The 17,393-nt window shown below is 38.7% G+C and carries 17 protein-coding genes and 1 tRNA gene; 13 read left to right on the forward strand and 5 right to left on the reverse strand.

All coding sequences use genetic code 11. The features are described 5' to 3' along the window. Window positions 1-12 precede the first annotated feature (12 nt). The 7 genes from ACY2RT_RS07985 (at window position 13) to ACY2RT_RS08015 (ending at window position 5,011) form a co-directional block, all read left to right on the forward strand. Complete coding sequence (locus ACY2RT_RS07985; RefSeq protein ID WP_490155379.1) at window positions 13-639, forward strand: lysine transporter LysE; 627 nt, start codon at window positions 13-15, stop codon at window positions 637-639. A gap of 2 nt (window positions 640-641) precedes the next feature. Then, window positions 642-968, forward strand: a complete 327-nt coding sequence (locus tag ACY2RT_RS07990; protein WP_490155380.1) for an MGMT family protein — start codon at window positions 642-644, stop codon at window positions 966-968. A 138-nt stretch (window positions 969-1,106) separates the two neighbouring features. After that, window positions 1,107-2,246: an Mrp/NBP35 family ATP-binding protein gene (locus tag ACY2RT_RS07995; RefSeq protein ID WP_490155381.1), complete on the forward strand. Its 1,140-nt coding sequence runs from the start codon at window positions 1,107-1,109 to the stop codon at window positions 2,244-2,246. 1 nt (window position 2,247) lies between these two features. Next, complete coding sequence (locus ACY2RT_RS08000) at window positions 2,248-2,493, forward strand: NifU family protein (protein WP_490155382.1); 246 nt, start codon at window positions 2,248-2,250, stop codon at window positions 2,491-2,493. 66 nt (window positions 2,494-2,559) lie between these two features. Continuing rightward, the gene (locus ACY2RT_RS08005; RefSeq protein ID WP_490155383.1) at window positions 2,560-3,612 is read left to right on the forward strand and encodes an NAD(P)/FAD-dependent oxidoreductase; all 1,053 of its coding nucleotides are present in this window, start codon (window positions 2,560-2,562) and stop codon (window positions 3,610-3,612) included. A gap of 3 nt (window positions 3,613-3,615) precedes the next feature. Beyond that, window positions 3,616-3,945: a 2Fe-2S iron-sulfur cluster-binding protein gene (locus ACY2RT_RS08010; RefSeq protein ID WP_490155384.1), complete on the forward strand. Its 330-nt coding sequence runs from the start codon at window positions 3,616-3,618 to the stop codon at window positions 3,943-3,945. 61 nt (window positions 3,946-4,006) lie between these two features. Further along, a complete protein-coding gene (locus ACY2RT_RS08015) occupies window positions 4,007-5,011 on the forward strand; it encodes a T9SS type A sorting domain-containing protein (RefSeq protein WP_490155385.1) in 1,005 nt (334 codons plus the stop codon). Here the strand turns inward: ACY2RT_RS08015 and ACY2RT_RS08020 are convergent. From ACY2RT_RS08020 to ACY2RT_RS08040, 5 genes are all read right to left on the reverse strand, one after another. After that, complete coding sequence (locus tag ACY2RT_RS08020) at window positions 5,008-5,904, reverse strand: metallophosphoesterase (RefSeq protein ID WP_490155386.1); 897 nt, start codon at window positions 5,902-5,904, stop codon at window positions 5,008-5,010. The two genes, ACY2RT_RS08015 and ACY2RT_RS08020, sit on opposite strands and share 4 nt — an antisense overlap. A 105-nt stretch (window positions 5,905-6,009) precedes the next feature. Further along, the gene (locus ACY2RT_RS08025) at window positions 6,010-7,188 is read right to left on the reverse strand and encodes an acyl-CoA dehydrogenase family protein (RefSeq protein WP_490155387.1); all 1,179 of its coding nucleotides are present in this window, start codon (window positions 7,186-7,188) and stop codon (window positions 6,010-6,012) included. 49 nt (window positions 7,189-7,237) lie between these two features. Continuing rightward, window positions 7,238-7,951 (reverse strand): tRNA1(Val) (adenine(37)-N6)-methyltransferase, encoded by a 714-nt coding sequence (locus tag ACY2RT_RS08030; protein ID WP_490155388.1) that lies wholly within the window; start codon window positions 7,949-7,951, stop codon window positions 7,238-7,240. 1 nt (window position 7,952) lies between these two features. Beyond that, window positions 7,953-8,477, reverse strand: a complete 525-nt coding sequence (rimM, locus tag ACY2RT_RS08035) for a ribosome maturation factor RimM (RefSeq protein ID WP_490155389.1) — start codon at window positions 8,475-8,477, stop codon at window positions 7,953-7,955. Window positions 8,478-8,488: 11 nt separating this feature from the next. Then, window positions 8,489-9,130, reverse strand: coding sequence for a 30S ribosomal protein S16 (locus ACY2RT_RS08040; protein WP_490155390.1), 642 nt, complete (start codon window positions 9,128-9,130; stop codon window positions 8,489-8,491). Window positions 9,131-9,250: 120 nt separating this feature from the next. On the opposite strand from ACY2RT_RS08040, the gene ACY2RT_RS08045 reads away from it, so the two are divergent. The 6 genes from ACY2RT_RS08045 (at window position 9,251) to ACY2RT_RS08070 (ending at window position 17,063) form a co-directional block, all read left to right on the forward strand. Further along, a complete protein-coding gene (locus ACY2RT_RS08045) occupies window positions 9,251-10,054 on the forward strand; it encodes a DUF6252 domain-containing protein (RefSeq protein ID WP_490155391.1) in 804 nt (267 codons plus the stop codon). A gap of 150 nt (window positions 10,055-10,204) precedes the next feature. Continuing rightward, a complete protein-coding gene (gene dnaE, locus ACY2RT_RS08050; RefSeq protein WP_490155392.1) occupies window positions 10,205-14,554 on the forward strand; it encodes a DNA polymerase III subunit alpha in 4,350 nt (1,449 codons plus the stop codon). 174 nt (window positions 14,555-14,728) lie between these two features. Continuing rightward, the gene (trxA, locus tag ACY2RT_RS08055) at window positions 14,729-15,046 is read left to right on the forward strand and encodes a thioredoxin (RefSeq protein WP_490155393.1); all 318 of its coding nucleotides are present in this window, start codon (window positions 14,729-14,731) and stop codon (window positions 15,044-15,046) included. An 86-nt stretch (window positions 15,047-15,132) separates the two neighbouring features. After that, window positions 15,133-15,678 (forward strand): ClpP family protease, encoded by a 546-nt coding sequence (locus ACY2RT_RS08060; RefSeq protein ID WP_490155394.1) that lies wholly within the window; start codon window positions 15,133-15,135, stop codon window positions 15,676-15,678. A gap of 112 nt (window positions 15,679-15,790) precedes the next feature. Beyond that, on the forward strand, window positions 15,791-16,720 hold the full coding sequence (locus ACY2RT_RS08065; protein ID WP_490155395.1) for a DUF58 domain-containing protein: 930 nt from the start codon (window positions 15,791-15,793) through the stop codon (window positions 16,718-16,720). Between the two features lie 269 nt (window positions 16,721-16,989). Then, window positions 16,990-17,063, forward strand: a tRNA-Asp gene (locus ACY2RT_RS08070). The last annotated feature ends 330 nt before the right edge of the window (window positions 17,064-17,393 follow it).

Below are 17,393 nucleotides of genomic sequence, written 5' to 3' on the forward strand. Positions count from 1 at the left end.
TAACAAACATAAATGGCTCTGATTTTAAATTTTGTAGTTGGCTTTTTAGCCTCATTTGTGGGCGTGATTCCGCCAGGGTTACTAAATATGTCTGCCGCAAAAATTAGTATGAAAGAAGGGCGGAAAAAAGGACTTCTTTTTTCCATTGGTGTTTGTGTAACCGTAATGGTGCAAACATATATTGCGCTCTTATTTGCCGGTTATCTTGACAGGCACCCTGAAGTGGTGGATATGCTTCAAAAAGTAGCCTTAGGGATATTCATTTGTATTACCATTTTCTTTTTTTTCATTGCCAAGGATACACGCAGGGAAATGCCGGAAGAAGTCAATAAATCCAAAACAAGTAAGTTTTTCTCCGGGATGTTTTTAGGAGCACTCAACTTATTGCCATTACCATATTGGGTATATATAAGTATTACGTTTGCTGGATTTGGGTGGTTTAAATTTACACAGCCCGAGCTTTTGGCAGCAGTCATTGCTTCAGGGTTTGGAGCGTTTACTATGTTGATTATTTATGTACAGTATTTTCGAAGAAAGGAAGATCAGGGAAAATTGAAGGTGAATATGAACTACATCATAGGATTTATAACAGCAGTGATTTCTATAATTACTGCCATAAAAATCTTCAATAATTTTTAAATATGTCTGAAACCGGCTTTTTTGAAAAAGTATATGAAGTAGCCAGGCTTATTCCTTACGGAAGAGTAACTTCCTATGGAGCAATTGCTAATTACTTAGGAGCCTCCGGAAGTGCCAGAATGGTGGGTTGGGCCATGAATGCCAGTGGAAATAAAGAGGGTGTCCCGGCACACCGGGTTGTAAACCGAAAAGGACTGCTTACCGGAAAACATCACTTTGATGGCACCAATTTAATGCAACAATTGTTAGAAAGTGAAGGAGTAGAAGTAATAGAAAACCAGATCCAAAATTTCGACAAATTATTTTGGGACCCTATGAAAGAATTATAAGCTTAAAATAGATCTTCCAATCCAAGTAAAATACTACTTATCGTACTATAAATCATTTCAATGCCGTCACTTCATTTTCCGAAGTTTTACTACTATATTTGTACTTTAGAATGAATCTAAATATTGCTGAAAGAAAATATGAAGCTTAATAAACAAGATATATTAAAAGCCCTTGAATCCATTACTATTGCTGGAGAGGGGAAAAATATGGTAGAAAGCGGTGCGGTCCAAAATGTAGTAACTTTTGCAGATGAAGTGATCGTAGACCTGAAATTAGCTACACCGGCATTACATATTAAAAAGCGTGCTGAAGCAGATGTAATAAAAGTTATTAAGGAACAGGTGTATGCAGATGCACAAGTACAAGTAAACATAAAGGTAGAAGCTCCTGCCAAACCTCAAAACCCAAATCTTATTAAAGGAAAGCCCATTCCGGGTATTCAAAATATTGTTGCTGTTGCCTCCGGGAAGGGAGGCGTTGGGAAGTCTACGGTAGCTGCAAATCTGGCGGTAACACTTTCAAAAATGGGTTTTAAAGTGGGAATTTTGGATGCAGATATTTACGGGCCTTCAATTCCTATTATGTTTGATGTTGCTATGGAGAAACCTTTGTCTGTTAATGTCGATGGAAAAAGCAAGATGAAACCTATTGAAAATTATGGAGTAAAAGTACTTTCCATTGGGTTTTTTACCCAACCTAATCAGGCAGTGATCTGGCGTGGACCTATGGCAGCTAAAGCTCTTAATCAATTAATTTTTGATGCTGCCTGGGGAGAACTGGATTTTATGTTGATCGATCTTCCTCCCGGAACCGGTGACATACACTTGAGTATTATGCAATCACTACCTATTACCGGAGCTGTTGTAGTAAGTACTCCCCAAAACGTAGCATTGGCAGACGCACGTAAAGGAGTTGCAATGTTTCAACAGGAGAACATAGATGTACCTGTGCTTGGGATTATTGAGAATATGGCATATTTTACACCGGAAGAACTACCGGAAAACAAGTATTATATATTCGGAAAAGAAGGAGCACATCATCTCGCAGAAGATTTGGAAGTACCTTTCTTAGGGGAGATTCCTTTAGTGCAAAGTATTCGAGAAGCTGGTGATAGTGGGCGACCAGCGGCTTTGCAAACAGCAACACTTCTGGAGGAAGCTTTTGAAAATATCACAAAAAATGTAGTAGAAGAAACAGTTCGAAGGAACACAAACCTTCCTCCCACCGAAGCAATAAAAATAACCACTATGGCAGGTTGTAGTGCCGTAAAGAAATAATATGAATCAAAAAGAATTACAAACAAAAGTTGAGGAAGCGCTCGATGAAATCCGGCCTTTTTTACAAAGTGACGGAGGTGATATCTCATTGATGTCCATTGATAATGGAAAAATTGTCCGTGTTCAACTGAAAGGTGCTTGTGTAGGCTGTTCGGTGAACCAAATGACACTTAAAAGCGGAGTGGAAATGACCATTAAAAAGTACGCTCCTCAGATTGAAAGTGTTGTAAGTGTAGATGAAACGTGACAAATATCATTTACTAAACTTATAAGAGAAGTTACTTTTGCCCAGAAATCAACAAGGTCATTTTACATGATAAAAACAGACATACTTATTATTGGTGCTGGACCCACGGGTCTTTTTACTGTTTTTGAGGCAGGCTTATTAAAACTACGATGTCACTTAATTGATGCCTTACCCCAACCCGGAGGACAATGCGCCGAAATATATCCCAAGAAACCTATATACGATATTCCTGCTTTTCCTGAAATTTTGGCGGGAGATCTGGTAGACAATTTAATGAAACAAATTGAACCCTTTGAACCGGGTTTTACATTAGGAGAGCGAGCTGAAACAATTGAAAAATTGGATGATGAAACTTTTATTGTAACGACCAATAAAGGCACAAAACATAGTGCGCCTATTGTTGCTATTGCAGGAGGGCTAGGAAGCTTTGAACCCAGAAAACCTCCAATTAACAATATTTCAGATTTTGAAGATACAGGAGTAGAATATATTATTCGTGACCCGGAAATCTATCGTGACAAAAAAGTTGTTATTGCCGGAGGTGGTGATTCGGCATTGGACTGGAGTATTTTTTTGACGGATGTAGCTTCCAGTGTAACCCTTATTCATAGACGAAACGAATTCCGTGGGGCATTGGATAGTGTTGAGAAAGTTCAGGAATTGAAAAATCTTGGAAAGATTGAACTAATCACACCTGCAGAGGTCATTGATATCTTAGGGAATGATAGAGTGGAAGGCGTTTCTATTAAAAGAGGTGCCGAAGTCTTTAATAGAGCGTGTGACCATTTTATACCTTTATTTGGATTGGCACCAAAATTAGGCCCTATTGCAGATTGGGGACTGGAAATTGAGAAGAACGCTATTAAAGTTGACAATTCTTTAGATTATCAAACCAACATTCCCGGAATTTATGCTATTGGAGATATTAATACCTACCCCGGAAAACTAAAATTAATTCTTTGCGGTTTTCATGAAGCAACTCTAATGTGTCAAAGTGCATACCAACGTATCTTCCCCGATAAACGTTATGTTATGAAATATACAACTGTTAGTGGTGTAGAGGGCTTTGACGGTAGTAAAAAAGAAGCTCCTAAAGCAGTAATTAAATCGATCGATTAATTGATGACCGACATTAAAATTACTATCATAGATCGAAAAGGCATTTTGCATGAGGTTGACGCCCCAACCGATATGAATATGAATTTGATGGAAATAGTTCGATCTTATGAACTGGCACCGGAAGGAACTATAGGTATTTGTGGAGGAATGGCAATGTGTGCTTCCTGCCAATGTTATGTGTTAAGCGACCATGAATTGCCGGAAATGAGTTATGATGAAGATGCTATGCTGGCAGAAGCCTTCCATGTAAAAGAAAATAGTCGTTTAGGTTGTCAAATACATATGAAACCGGAAATGAACGGGCTTAAAGTTGAATTAGCCCCGGAAAGCTAAAAGTTAAGATTCAATCTACAGCTATTTTAAGTATTTTGGTCCCAAATTTGAAAAATACACTATGAGAGCCATCTTCATCTTCCTTCTTTTTTCACTAGGAGCTTATGCTCAGGAGTTTTATATCTGTGATTTTAAGAATACTACTAACCAAAGTACTATTCGTTTGGTAGATTCAAATTTTAATGTGACACATGTTGTAGATGTTAACCAGAATGCGGGAATAATATACGATATTGCTTATGCAGGACCCACAGGAAAAATGTACGCTGTGACAAGTATTCACCTAATTGTGGAGATAGATCTGCAAACCGGAGCCTATCAGGAGGTTTACAATGCGTTTGATAAGAATTTCAACAATTTAGCATATACTGCAAATAATGAATTAATATTTATAGAATCTCCCGATAATTTATTAAAAGTACTGGATCTGGATACAGGTTTGATCACTTCCTCTATTCCAATAGGTCATTCGACCCCGGGAGACCTGACATTTTATAAAGGAAATCTATTATTTCAAAGTGGTTCTACGTTACACATATCGACGGTGGTTAACCAATCTGTCGTTACTGTATCCTGCGGTGGACCGGCTGAGTATTATGGCTTTTCTAACTATACCACAGACTGCAATAGTAATTTGTTATATGCTTTTTCTGAAAGCGGACAAATTTATGAGTACGATATCGAAAATAACTCATATGTGTTAGTTGCAAACATTGCTGCCAATGTTCAGGATGTTAATGGATCTACCACTGCTAATGAATACCTTGCGTCTACATGTGCATTACAGACCTTAGATGTTGTAAATTGTAATTTAGGACTTACAGAAGCTGCTTTTAATGAACTTCGGTTTTACCCTAATCCTGTTGTGGAAACTCTATATGTTAATCAGAAATATTTTTCTGAAGACTTGTTCTATAGCATTCAATCTATGGAGGGTAAAGTAATCACTTCAGGAATAATGAACTCCGAAATTGACATGAGTATGTTGCAAGCCGGTTTTTATTTTATTACCGTTCACGATGCAGCTGGAAGCGTTACGGTTTCAAAAAAAGTGATTAAGTCTTAAACAGTTCTGTAATCTTGTATATCCTGAGGTCCTTCTAATAGCTTTCTAATCACTTTTAAAGTCCCGTCTTCTGTAGTGGCAATTTGCCATTTTATCAATGATATCTTACCATTTTCTATCTCCAGGCCGGTAATGCTCCGGGGGTGTACGCAACTACCGTCATTAAAATAGGCTATATCGCCGGGTTCCGGGAAACGTGGCCTGTGTGTATGTCCTGTAATTGTGAAAATGTTTTCGTTTTCAATGATCCATTTCTTGGTGCGCCGCTCCACCTTTTTAAGTTCACGGTAGTTTTTTGCGGGACTGGTAGGGTCTCCGATCCCAAATATCTGTAATTGTCGCCACAACACTCTCACCATAAATCTATTGAATTTCCATCCTCGATAATTCATCCAATCTGCTTGATGCCCGTGAGCCATAAATATTTTTTGCCCTGTTTCTTCATGCTCTAACAATAGTCCTTCGGTAAATGTAATTCCCGGAAATAAAGGTTCTTCTTTACCGGTTACTTTGTTGAAATAAGTATACAGATGCCTTTCTACAAATCGTTGATTTTTATATACCATATCGTGGTTTCCCAATAAACGGTATAGACGATTTTCATTAAAAAAGAGGCGCATTAAATCATAGACATTTTGATGGGCTTCAAAAATAGATTTAAACTCAATATTTTCCCAAAGTTCATCCCCATCTCCAAGTTCGCAATATGTAAAGCCCTCATTATAATAGTGTTTTAAGGCATGGTAGTATATATTTCGGTTGTTTGCGAAGTCATCTGCAAAGCTATTATCACCGCGATGACAGTCACTGAAAACAATGAACTTGGAAGAATCATTAAAAGAAATACGACGGGCATTTTTGAATGCACGACTAATTCTTCTTTGTGATGACATAGGTTTTCTTTTTTTAAAGATACAATTTGAAATGATTTCTACGTAAATAGAAATAAAAAAGGCTTCAGAAAATATCTGAAGCCCTTAAAGAAAGTCTGTTTTTTACTATTTAAAAGCATTTAATCCGGTAACATCTAATCCGGTAATCAATAAATGAATATCGTGGGTACCTTCATAGGTAATTACACTTTCTAAATTCATGGAATGACGCATAATACTGTATTCGCCGGTAATTCCCATTCCTCCCAACATCTGGCGTGCTTCACGGGCAATGTTTATGGCCATATCTACATTGTTGCGTTTTGCCATAGAAATTTGAGCGGATGTTGCTCTTCCTTCATTACGCAAAACACCTAAACGCCACGTAAGTAGCTGCGCTTTAGTGATTTCGGTGATCATTTCGGCTAATTTTTTTTGTTGTAACTGAAACTGCCCAATAGGTTTCCCAAATTGAATTCGTTCTTTTGAATATCGTAAAGCAGTATCGTAGCAATCCATTGCAGCACCAATAGCACCCCAGGCAATACCAAAACGCGCTGAGTCTAAACATCCAAGCGGCGCTCCTAAACCAGATTTGTTAGGTAATAAATTTTCTTTTGGAACCTTCACATTATCAAAGATCAACTCTCCTGTTGCCGAAGCTCGCAGGGACCACTTATTGTGTGTTTCCGGTGTGCTGAAACCTTCCATACCACGTTCTACAATTAACCCGTGAATTCGCCCGCTTTCATCTTTAGCCCAAACAACTGCAACTTGTGCAAAAGGGGCATTACTAATCCACATTTTGGCACCATTCAATAGATAATGATCTCCTTTGTCTTTAAAATTGGTAACCATTCCGGCGGGATTACTTCCATGATCAGGTTCGGTCAATCCAAAACAGCCCATCCATTCACCGGAAGCCAATTTTGGTAAATATTTTTTGCGTTGCTCTTCGTTTCCGTATTTCCAGATAGGGTACATCACTAAAGAAGACTGTACCGATGCAGTGGAACGAACACCACTGTCACCACGCTCAATCTCCTGCATGATGAGTCCGTACGAGATTTGATCTAAGCCGGCACCTCCATATTCTTCAGGAATATAAGGCCCAAAAGCACCAATTTCTGCCAAACCATTGATGATTTGTTCTGGAAATTCTGCTTTTTGAGCATATTCTTCTATAATAGGAGATACATCGCGCTTTACCCATTCACGGGCAGCATCACGTACTAATTTGTGTTCGTCTGTTAATAGATTGTCAAGATTGTAATAATCCGGTGCTTCAAATAGATCGGGCTTCATTTTCTGAAATTTTTAGGTTTACAAATGTAAAAATCACAAGTCGAATCACCTACATTTTCAAATAAAAATCTTGCACTAAATTTTTATAGCCTTCGGTATATTCGTGTCGTGATATTTCAATGGTAAGTTCTTCGGTCTTTATTTCAGTCTTATTGAAAGAAAATTCCAGCAGACTCCTTTTTTCTTCCGAAGTCATTGTGCCACGTACCCTACAGATTCTATTTGGGAATAAACTTACTTTAGAAGCAAGGGCAATGAAGTTTTTTTCTTCTTTCTTCGGAATAATGGTTGCAAAGGTACCTTGCTCTGAAAGTAATACCGAAACACTGTCAATTAATTCTTTAAATGGTAAGGATTCATTGAACCGGGCAACATCGCGAATTTTGTCATTACTTTTGTAATCTTCACTATAGAATGGTGGGTTGGATACGATTAGATTGTATGTCTCATCAATTTCTTCAACAAATTCATCTAAAGCCGCATGATAACAGAACAAGCGATCTCCCCACGGTGAGTTTTCAAAGTTTTCTACACATTGTTCGTAAGCATTTTCGTCTATTTCCAGAGCATCAATTAATTCGGACTGAGTACGTTGCCCTAACTGCAAAGCAATGATGCCAGTACCGGCGCCAATATCTAAAACTGAAATGGGATTATTTTGTACAGAGACCCACGCACCAAGTAAAACTCCGTCTGTGCCTATTTTCATGGCGCAGCGGTCTTGATTTATAGTGAATTGTTTGAATTTAAAAGAGGCCGCCATCCTAAAGGTATAAATCAATCAGCCCTTCCGGAACGTCGAGGTGTATTGTTTTAGTTGTGCGGTCTACTTTTTTAATGAAATTGTCATTAATAGGAATGAGAATTTCTTTGCCATCACGATTAATTTCAAAAAGAGCTTGTGCTGTACTATCATTTACCGAAGTGATGGTTCCAACCACACCAAAAACTGTGTCTTTTACCGTAAAACCAATGATCTCATGGTAATAAAACTGGTTGCCGGTTAATTTTGGAAGGGCTTCCAAGGGTAAATATAGAACAGCTCCTAATAAAGTATTAGCATCTTCTTCGGTGTCTACTTCTTCAAATTTTATCCGTAGTAGTTCAGATTTGTGAAGCGAACTTTGCTCAATAAAAAATGGAATCAAATTTTTGTGTTGTTCCACAAAAACCGATTCCATTTCTATAAATTGTTCGGGGTCGTCTGTATCCAGTTTTACAAGCAATTCCCCTTTAAAGCTATATTTCTTAACGATTTTGCCTAAGTAGAAACAGTTCTCCTTTTGCATTGTTAAAAAGCTTACTCTTCTTCTTTAGAAGCTTCCTCTTTTTTCGCTTCGGCAGCAGGAGCTGCAGGAGCTTCTTCGGTAACTGCCTCTTCAGCAGGAGCCTCGGCCTCAGCAGCAACTTCTTCAACAGGAGCTTCAACTTCAGCGGTTTCAACAGCAGCAGTTTCTTCTGCTACTTCTTCAGTTGCAGGTTCTTCTGCAATAGCTTCAGCAGCATCGGCAGCACGTTTTTCATTTACGGCTTTTTCAGCAGCAAGTGCTTCGGCCTTAGCCTTAGCTTTAGCATCTGAAAGGTTAGCACGTTTTTTGTCAACAGCTTTTGCTTTCTCTTCTAACCAGTTATTGAATTTTTCTTCGGCTTGTTCTTCGGTTAATGCACCTTTACGTACACCGCCGGCAAGGTGATGCTTTAGCATTACCCCTTTATAAGAAAGGATAGCTCTTGCAGTATCTGTAGGTTGCGCACCGTTTTGAAGCCATTGAACTGCACCATCTAAATTTACTTCGATCTGTGCAGGGTTTACATTTGGATTGTAAATTCCTAATTTGTCAAGAAATTTACCATCTCTTTTTGAGCGGGAATCTGCCGCTACGATCCAGTAAAAAGGCTTCCCTTTTTTACCGTGTCTTTGTAATCTGATTTTTACAGGCATAAAAATTAATTTTTGGGGTACCCGACCCCGGTTATAATTAAGGACGGCAAAGATACTATATTTTTTTTCTGAAATTCAATAGATTAAACTTTTTATTTTACATTTGCCACAAACATTACTATGAAACGAATTATTCTAGTTATTTTCTCAGCTTTTGCTTTAATAAGTTGTGAGGACACCGAGACCAACAGCCCAGCCTTACAGGGAGAAATTAATGAGATCTTTTTTAGTGCCGATGATGCACGTGCCGTAAAAAATGAAGATGATACATTTACTATTCAAGGTGTTACAGACGCAGAAACACTTACATTACACATTAGAAATGCAGATTTAGGGGTCTTTCCGTTAGGAGGACAAAACCCTAACTATGCTACCTATGAAGATGCCAATGGTAATATATATGCTACAAATCCTGAAGGAGGGGGTGAAATTGAGGTTACTCACAGGTGTCTTTCGTGTGGAACCTTAAGTGGAAGATTTAATTTTCAAGCGGTTCTTCCCGGAATCGATACACTTACTGTAGAGAAAGGGGTATTTTTTGAAGTTAGTTTTCTTGCAAATGATATTGGTGACCCACTACAGGGAAATGCAGGTACTTTTGTTGCTCGAATTGATGGGATACCATTTAATCCTTTTGCTGTTGATGCAGTGAACACAGGGAATAATATTGTTGTGACAGGTGCTTCAACAGCTACAATAGTATTGTTGCAATTTCCCAATGATGTTACGGCAGGAACTTATACTTTACCCCGTGCTGGTTTTAATGCAACCTACTCTGATGGAATCACTACCGAAACAGTCGAATCGGGGAATTTAATTATTGTTGAACACGATACATCAGCAAAGACCTTGAAAGGGACATTTTCTTTTGAGACCGGTTCAACAAGTATAACAGCAGGGCAGTTTAACGTTACATACCTATAAGAGAAACTTATTTAATTACAAAAAGCCATCTGCCTTAAGCAGATGGCTTTTTGTTTATAAAACAGGCAAACTGTTCACAACTTTACTTCCCATTCTAATGCCATTTTTTTACTTTTACTACCTAAGGTAAATACCTCATAAACTCCTTTCATGTTTTTAATTTTTGATACTGAAACCACCGGGCTACCCCGAAATTGGAATGCCCCTTTAACCGATAGTGATAACTGGCCTCGTTGTATACAAATTGCCTGGCAATTACATGATGAGATGGGAAACTTGGTAGAGCATCAGGATTATTTGGTGCAGCCGGAGGGATATAATATTCCTTTTGATGCTGAAAAAATTCATGGTATCTCTACAGAATTGGCAGAAAAAGAAGGTATTGCTTTAGCTGAGGTTATTGAAAAATTTACCGAAGCGCTATCCAAAACAAAGTTTATTGTTGGTCAGAATGTAGGATTTGACCTGAATATCATGGGGGCCGAATACCTTCGGTTAGGGTTGGAAAATCCGTTGCCTAACTTACCTGTATTAGATACATGTACCGAAACTACCGCACAGCTCTGTCAGATTCCCGGAGGCCGTGGAGGGAAATTTAAGCTGCCAACATTAACCGAATTACATGAGTTTCTATTCAAAGAACCGTTTGCTGAAGCTCACAACGCAACTGCCGATGTAGAGGCTACTACACGATGTTTTCTGGAATTGGTAAGGCGTCAAATATTTACTGTTTCAGAATTGGACGTACAACCGGATTATTTTGAGAGCTTTTCAGAAGAAAATCCAAAGCAGATCGAATTGATTGGCCTGAAGCATATCAATTTAAGAGAAGCCTCAGAAAAGATACGCGCAACCTTAGCAGCCGAAATTGAAACGGTTGAAATTTCTTCAGATGAAATAAAGGAAAATATTGCATCACTTGAAGAAACTCCTTTTGCGCATTTGCATAATCATTCGCAGTTTTCTATCCTTCAATCTACTTCGAGTACACAGGATCTGGTGAATGCTGCTGTTAAAGGCGAAATGCCTGCCGTCGCTATTACCGATAGCGGAAATATGATGGGTGCTTTTCATTTTGTAAGAGCCGTAAATAATTACAACAGTTCCTTACCTGAAGAGGATAAACATAAAAGCTTAAAAGGAATTGTAGGTTGCGAATTCTTTGTTTGCGAAGACCATCTTAACAAATCACATAAAGACAATGGTTACCAGATCGTGTTGCTCGCTAAAAATAAAAACGGTTATCACAATCTCGCAAAAATGTCCTCTGTTGCTTATACCGATGGGTTTTATTACGTTCCCCGTATTGACAAGGAGGTGATAAAAAAGTATAAAGAAGATATCATTGTACTTTCAGGAAGTATATATGGTGAAATTTCGAGTAAAATCTTAAATATTGGGGAGAAACAGGCAGAAGAAGCCTTGTTATGGTGGAAGCAAGAGTTTGGAGGCGATTTCTATCTGGAGATCATGCGTCATAATCAGGAAGATGAGAATCGTATAAATACCGTTTTGGTAAATTTTGCCAAAGAGCATGATATAAAATTAGTGGCGTGTAACAACACTTACTATATTGAGAAAGAGAATGCTAACGCACATGATATTCTGCTTTGTGTTAAGGATGGAGAAAAGCAGGCAACACCTATTGGCCGCGGCCGTGGGTACCGTTACGGACTGCCAAATCAGGAATATTATTTTAAGTCACAGGAAGAAATGAAGACTTTGTTCAAGGATCTTCCTGAAGCAATTTATACCATTCGTGAGATCATAGATAAAGTAGAATCTTTCACACTGGTAAGAGACGTGTTGTTACCTAATTTTGCAATACCTGAAGAATTTTTAAATGCCGAAGATGCAGATGGAGGAAAAAGAGGGGAAAATGCTTATCTAAGACATCTTACCTATGAAGGGGCGAAAAAACGCTATCCGGACCTTACAGATGCTGTTAGCCAACGACTCGATTTTGAACTGGAAGTAATTGCCAATACCGGGTATCCGGGATACTTTTTGATTGTACAGGATTTTATTGCAGAGGCTAGAAAAATGGATGTGTCGGTAGGCCCCGGCCGGGGATCGGCAGCAGGAAGTGCTGTTGCGTATTGTTTGGGAATCACGAATATTGATCCTATTGAATATGACCTGCTTTTTGAGCGTTTCCTGAATCCGGACCGTATAAGTATGCCGGATATTGACATTGATTTTGATGATGAAGGGCGTAGCCGTGTGATGGATTACGTGATCGATAAGTACGGAAGCAATCAGGTAGCACAAATTATTACCTACGGAACGATGGCAGCAAAGTCCTCCATTCGGGATACCGCCCGTGTGTTGGATCTGCCGTTAAATGAAGCTGACAGGATCGCGAAGTTAATTCCTAATATGACCAAACTGAATAAAATATTCGGGTTGAGTGATCAGGAATTGCGCAGCAGGTTTAGAAGTGATGAATTACCTAAAGTGAATGAGCTTTTAAATCTTTCTGAAGGGGAAGATCTGGAGGCACAGACGATCAATCAGGCAAAAGTCTTGGAAGGATCAGTACGAAATACCGGAATTCATGCATGTGGAGTTATTATCACTCCGGACGATATTACCAATTTTGTTCCAATTGCTACAGCAAAAGATTCAGATCTGTATGTAACTCAGTTTGATAACTCGGTAGTGGAAAGTGCCGGCTTATTGAAAATGGATTTTCTCGGGTTAAAAACACTTACCCTAATAAAAGATACTGTAAAGCTTGTAAAACATAAACACAACATTGACCTCGATCCGGATGCATTTCCACTGGATGATGAAAAAACGTATGAGTTGTTCCAAAGGGGAGAAACGGTAGGAATCTTTCAATATGAATCCGGAGGAATGCAAAAACATATGAAGGATCTAAAGCCAACTGTTTTTGCAGACCTTATAGCCATGAATGCTTTGTACCGACCGGGCCCCATGGAATATATTCCAAGTTTTATTAGAAGAAAACATGGCGAAGAAGAAATTAGCTATGACCTTCCTGCAATGGAGGAATATCTTAAAGAAACCTATGGGATCACTGTCTACCAGGAGCAAGTGATGTTACTGTCACAAAAACTGGCAGATTTTACCAAAGGTGAAGCAGATGTACTTCGGAAAGCAATGGGGAAAAAGCAAAAAGCAGTTCTCGATAAAATGAAACCACAGTTTGTCGAACAAGCTGCTGCAAAAGGCCATGACCCTGAAAAACTGGAGAAAATATGGAAAGACTGGGAAGCTTTTGCCAGTTATGCATTTAATAAATCTCACTCTACCTGTTATGCATGGATCGCTTACCAGACAGCTTATTTAAAAGCACATTACCCTGCCGAATATATGGCTGCGGTGCTTTCTAATAACATGAATGATATCAAGCAGGTAACTTTCTTTATGGAAGAATGTAAGCGGATGGGACTGGAGGTATTAGGCCCGGATGTAAATGAATCTTTCTATAAATTCACTGTGAATGACCGTGGTGCCGTACGTTTTGGGATGGGCGCCATTAAAGGTGTTGGAGGAAATGCTGTAGCTACCATAGTTGAAGAGCGGAAAGAAGGAAAATATAAATCGGTTTTTGACCTTGCTAAGCGAATTGACCTTCGTTCTGCCAATAAAAAAGCCTTTGAGAATCTGGCACTTGCAGGAGGATTTGATAGTTTCGATACGCACCGCGCTCAGTATTTACATGATGATGGAGATGGAGTGATGTTTATTGAAAAGGTGCTACGCTATGCTGCCAAATATCAGGAAACGCAAAACTCATCACAAGTAAGTTTGTTTGGAGATGCCAGTGAAGTGCAAATTCCGGAGCCGGAAGTTCCACCTTGTGAAGAATGGGGTACTATGAAAAAACTGAAGTTGGAAAAAGAAGTCGTGGGGATTTATATTTCCGGGCATCCGTTGGATGACTTCAGGACCGAAATGAAAAGCTTCACCAATTGTAAGGTCTCAGATTTCAATGAATTGGAAAAATTTGTGAATAGAGAATTGTGTTTTGGAGGCATTGTGAGTGATGTACAACACCGGGAATCTAAAGCCGGAAAAGGCTGGGCGATTTTTACGGTAGAAGATTACGACGATAGTTTTGAGTTTAAAATCTTTGGAGAAGAGTATTTAAAGTTCCGTCATTTCCTGGTTCCAAATTCCTTTTTATATGCGCGTGTTTTTGTGAAAGAGGGCTGGGTGAATCGAGATACCGGAAAAAAAGGAGATCCCAGATTGCAATACAACAGTATGCAATTATTGCATGATGTAATGGATAGTCAGGCTCGAAAGTTGACCATTCAAATGCCGATCGAGGAATTAGCTGAAGACCGCATTAAAAAATTGAAGGATCTATTTAAGATGCATAAAGGGGATAAGCAGCTTCAGTTTGTGATCTATGAAATGGAAGAGAAAGTAAAACTGAATATGCCCAGCCGTAAACAGAAGGTTAATATTTCACAGGAATTGTTAGATGAACTGGAACGGGAGCAGGTACAATATAAACTGAATTGACCTTCGGGCAGGGATTGTAGTAAGCTACCATGTAGCACGGAAAGCCCGGTCCGCCATAGGCGGAGCCCGTATTATAATTAAAACTAATATACTTATCACCGAAACTAATGTTTTGGGTGTAAGGATTGGCAGAATTTTTGACTATTTTTGCATAACATTTAAAATTTAATAAAAATGGCTTTAGAAATAACAGATGCAACTTTTGAAGAAACAGTATTAAAAAGTGACAAACCGGTAGTGGTAGATTTTTGGGCAGCCTGGTGTGGGCCATGTAGAATGGTTGGGCCTATTATTGACCAGATTAGTGAAGAATATGATGGCAAAGCCGTTGTAGGGAAGGTAGATGTAGATGCAAATCAGGAGTTTGCTGCGAAGTATGGAGTGCGAAACATCCCAACGGTTTTGGTATTTAACAATGGAGAATTGGTAGGACGTCAAGTAGGCGTTGCTCCTAAAAATGTATATGCGGAAGCAATTGATTCACTTTTATAAATTGAAAGAAAAATTAACTTGGAAAAGGCTTGGCAGTATGCTAAGCCTTTTTTATTTTTCAGAAAGATTAAAAACAGAGAGATTCTATGGAAAAACTAAATAAGGTTCAGGATCAAATAGACAATCAATTGCTTAAAGAACGAAAGGTCTTCTTGTGGGGTATGGTTGATGATAAAACAGCTAAACATGTTGTGGATCGTTTGTTATATCTGGATTCGTTGAATAATGATGAAATACAATTATATATCAATAGTCCCGGAGGATATGTTACCAGTGGTTTCTCTATGTATGATACCATTAAAAGTATTAAGAGCCCTGTATCTACTATTTGCACAGGATTAGCTGCTTCTATGGGAAGCATCCTGCTTTCGGCCGGAGAAAAAGGGCGAAGATTTATACAACCACATGCGCGTGTTATGATACATCAGCCTAGTGGAGGTGCTCGCGGACAAGCGAGTGATATTGAGATTACAGCCCAAGAGATATTAAAAACCAAAGAAATAAGTGCAAGAATTCTGGCAGAGAATTGTGGCCAGAAATTTGAGAAAGTAATGAAAGACTTTAACCGTGACCATTGGATGGGAGATGAAGAGTCTGTGGCGTATGGAATTGTGGATGAGGTGATGAGCTAGGGGTTTGAAGCAGGTAGCTGGAAGTTAGGGGATTGAAGCTGGAGGTTGGAAGCTTGATGGCAGGAGCAGGAAGTTAGTAGTAAGAAGTTGGGTATTTGAATAAATTGAAATTGTGAACATTGAAAAGGAAATAAACGAAATTACCGGGTTTAAAAATCTGGAATTACTTGCTACTCAGGTAGTAGAGGGCTTTATTTCGGGGTTACATAAGAGTCCGTTTCATGGTTTCTCTGCGGAATTTGCAGAACATAAGATCTACAATAATGGTGAGAGTACCAAGCATATTGATTGGAAGCTCTATGCTAAAACCGATAAGCTCTACACCAAACGATATGAAGAAGAGACCAATCTGCGGTGCCATTTGATCATTGATAACAGCAGCTCCATGCATTATCCAAAGCTGAAGCAGCTGAGCATTAATTCTTTGAACAAGATAGGATTCTCGGTATTGGCGAGTGCTGCTATTATGAATCTCTTAAAACGGCAACGGGATGCGGTGGGTTTAAGTATCTACAGTGATACTTATGAATTTTATGCTTCGGAAAAAGGGAGCGAAAGACACCATCAGATGTTATTATCACATCTTAATAATGCAATATCACGATCAAGAGAGCAAATAAAGACCAAAACATATACTCACCTACATTTGATCGCTGAAAAATTAAAACGCCGTTCATTGGTATTTTTGTTTACGGATATGTTTCAGAGTGATGCAGAGGAAGAAAAGTTATTTCAGGCATTACAGCATTTGAAGTATAATAAACATGAGGTGGTGTTATTTCACACCTACGATAAAGAAAAAGAGATCACCTTTGATTTTAACAACAGGCCCAAACGTTTTGTAGATGTTGAGACCGGAGAGCATGTAAATCTGTATGCAGATAATATAAAAGAGTCTTATGAAAAAGCGGTACAGCAGTATTTTAATGACTTGAAATTAAAATGCGGCCAATACCGTATTAAGTATGTGCCAACTGATATTAATGAGCAGTTTAATAAAATATTGACTACTTATTTGGTAGAGCGCCAAAAGTTTGGTTAGATTGAGACGGATGCTTGAAGCGAGAAGATTGAAGATGTAGGTATTCTACTTGTTTTTTATAATATTTAATTTCTCTTATTTTTTTCATTTTTTGTTTGCCAAAATAAATAGGAGGTGTATATTTGCCCTCGCTAACAAGCAATATGCTTAAGCAACGGTCTGGTAGTTCAGTTGCCCGCCCGGATAAACGGAGTTATTCGTTCGGACGGGGTTAGAATACCGGATTTAAAAGTTAAGACAAGCTTTAAAGTCTATAAAATAACAGCAACGGTCTGGTAGTTCAGTTGGTTAGAATACCTGCCTGTCACGCAGGGGGTCGCGAGTTCGAGTCTCGTCCAGACCGCTATCATTCACCGAAGTTTTAACGAAGGTGAATTTAATGAAGTTGTGTTGAATCCACCGAAGTTTTAACAAAGGTGGATTGTTCGCCACCGCTAAAGCTAAGGCGAACGAAGTGGTTTAAGAAATTAGACCAATGAGAAGCTTTTCCAAATTGGAGAGGCTTTTTTTGTATCTACTTAATTCATTTTCCAAAAGTCAAGTTTGACAAGTTTTTTACACCAAAAAGGTGTACCTATAGGTGTACCTTTTTTTATTGGACTTGCAACAAAAAGTCGGACAAATTTTCTAAGACCTATGCCACATTTTTGATTTGATAAAATTCTAATTCCAT

Source organism: Ulvibacter sp. 2210JD10-4, from assembly GCF_058148525.1.

Coding starts and splice junctions, on each gene's coding strand:
- ACY2RT_RS07985 (WP_490155379.1), top strand. CDS start 13: ATGGCTCTGATTTTAAATTTTGTAGTTGGCTTTTTAGCCTCATTTGTG.
- ACY2RT_RS07990 (WP_490155380.1), top strand. CDS start 642: ATGTCTGAAACCGGCTTTTTTGAAAAAGTATATGAAGTAGCCAGGCTT.
- ACY2RT_RS07995 (WP_490155381.1), top strand. CDS start 1,107: ATGAAGCTTAATAAACAAGATATATTAAAAGCCCTTGAATCCATTACT.
- ACY2RT_RS08000 (WP_490155382.1), top strand. CDS start 2,248: ATGAATCAAAAAGAATTACAAACAAAAGTTGAGGAAGCGCTCGATGAA.
- ACY2RT_RS08005 (WP_490155383.1), top strand. CDS start 2,560: ATGATAAAAACAGACATACTTATTATTGGTGCTGGACCCACGGGTCTT.
- ACY2RT_RS08010 (WP_490155384.1), top strand. CDS start 3,616: ATGACCGACATTAAAATTACTATCATAGATCGAAAAGGCATTTTGCAT.
- ACY2RT_RS08015 (WP_490155385.1), top strand. CDS start 4,007: ATGAGAGCCATCTTCATCTTCCTTCTTTTTTCACTAGGAGCTTATGCT.
- ACY2RT_RS08020 (WP_490155386.1), bottom strand. CDS start 5,904: ATGTCATCACAAAGAAGAATTAGTCGTGCATTCAAAAATGCCCGTCGT.
- ACY2RT_RS08025 (WP_490155387.1), bottom strand. CDS start 7,188: ATGAAGCCCGATCTATTTGAAGCACCGGATTATTACAATCTTGACAAT.
- ACY2RT_RS08030 (WP_490155388.1), bottom strand. CDS start 7,951: ATGGCGGCCTCTTTTAAATTCAAACAATTCACTATAAATCAAGACCGC.
- rimM (WP_490155389.1), bottom strand. CDS start 8,477: ATGCAAAAGGAGAACTGTTTCTACTTAGGCAAAATCGTTAAGAAATAT.
- ACY2RT_RS08040 (WP_490155390.1), bottom strand. CDS start 9,130: ATGCCTGTAAAAATCAGATTACAAAGACACGGTAAAAAAGGGAAGCCT.
- ACY2RT_RS08045 (WP_490155391.1), top strand. CDS start 9,251: ATGAAACGAATTATTCTAGTTATTTTCTCAGCTTTTGCTTTAATAAGT.
- dnaE (WP_490155392.1), top strand. CDS start 10,205: ATGTTTTTAATTTTTGATACTGAAACCACCGGGCTACCCCGAAATTGG.
- trxA (WP_490155393.1), top strand. CDS start 14,729: ATGGCTTTAGAAATAACAGATGCAACTTTTGAAGAAACAGTATTAAAA.
- ACY2RT_RS08060 (WP_490155394.1), top strand. CDS start 15,133: ATGGAAAAACTAAATAAGGTTCAGGATCAAATAGACAATCAATTGCTT.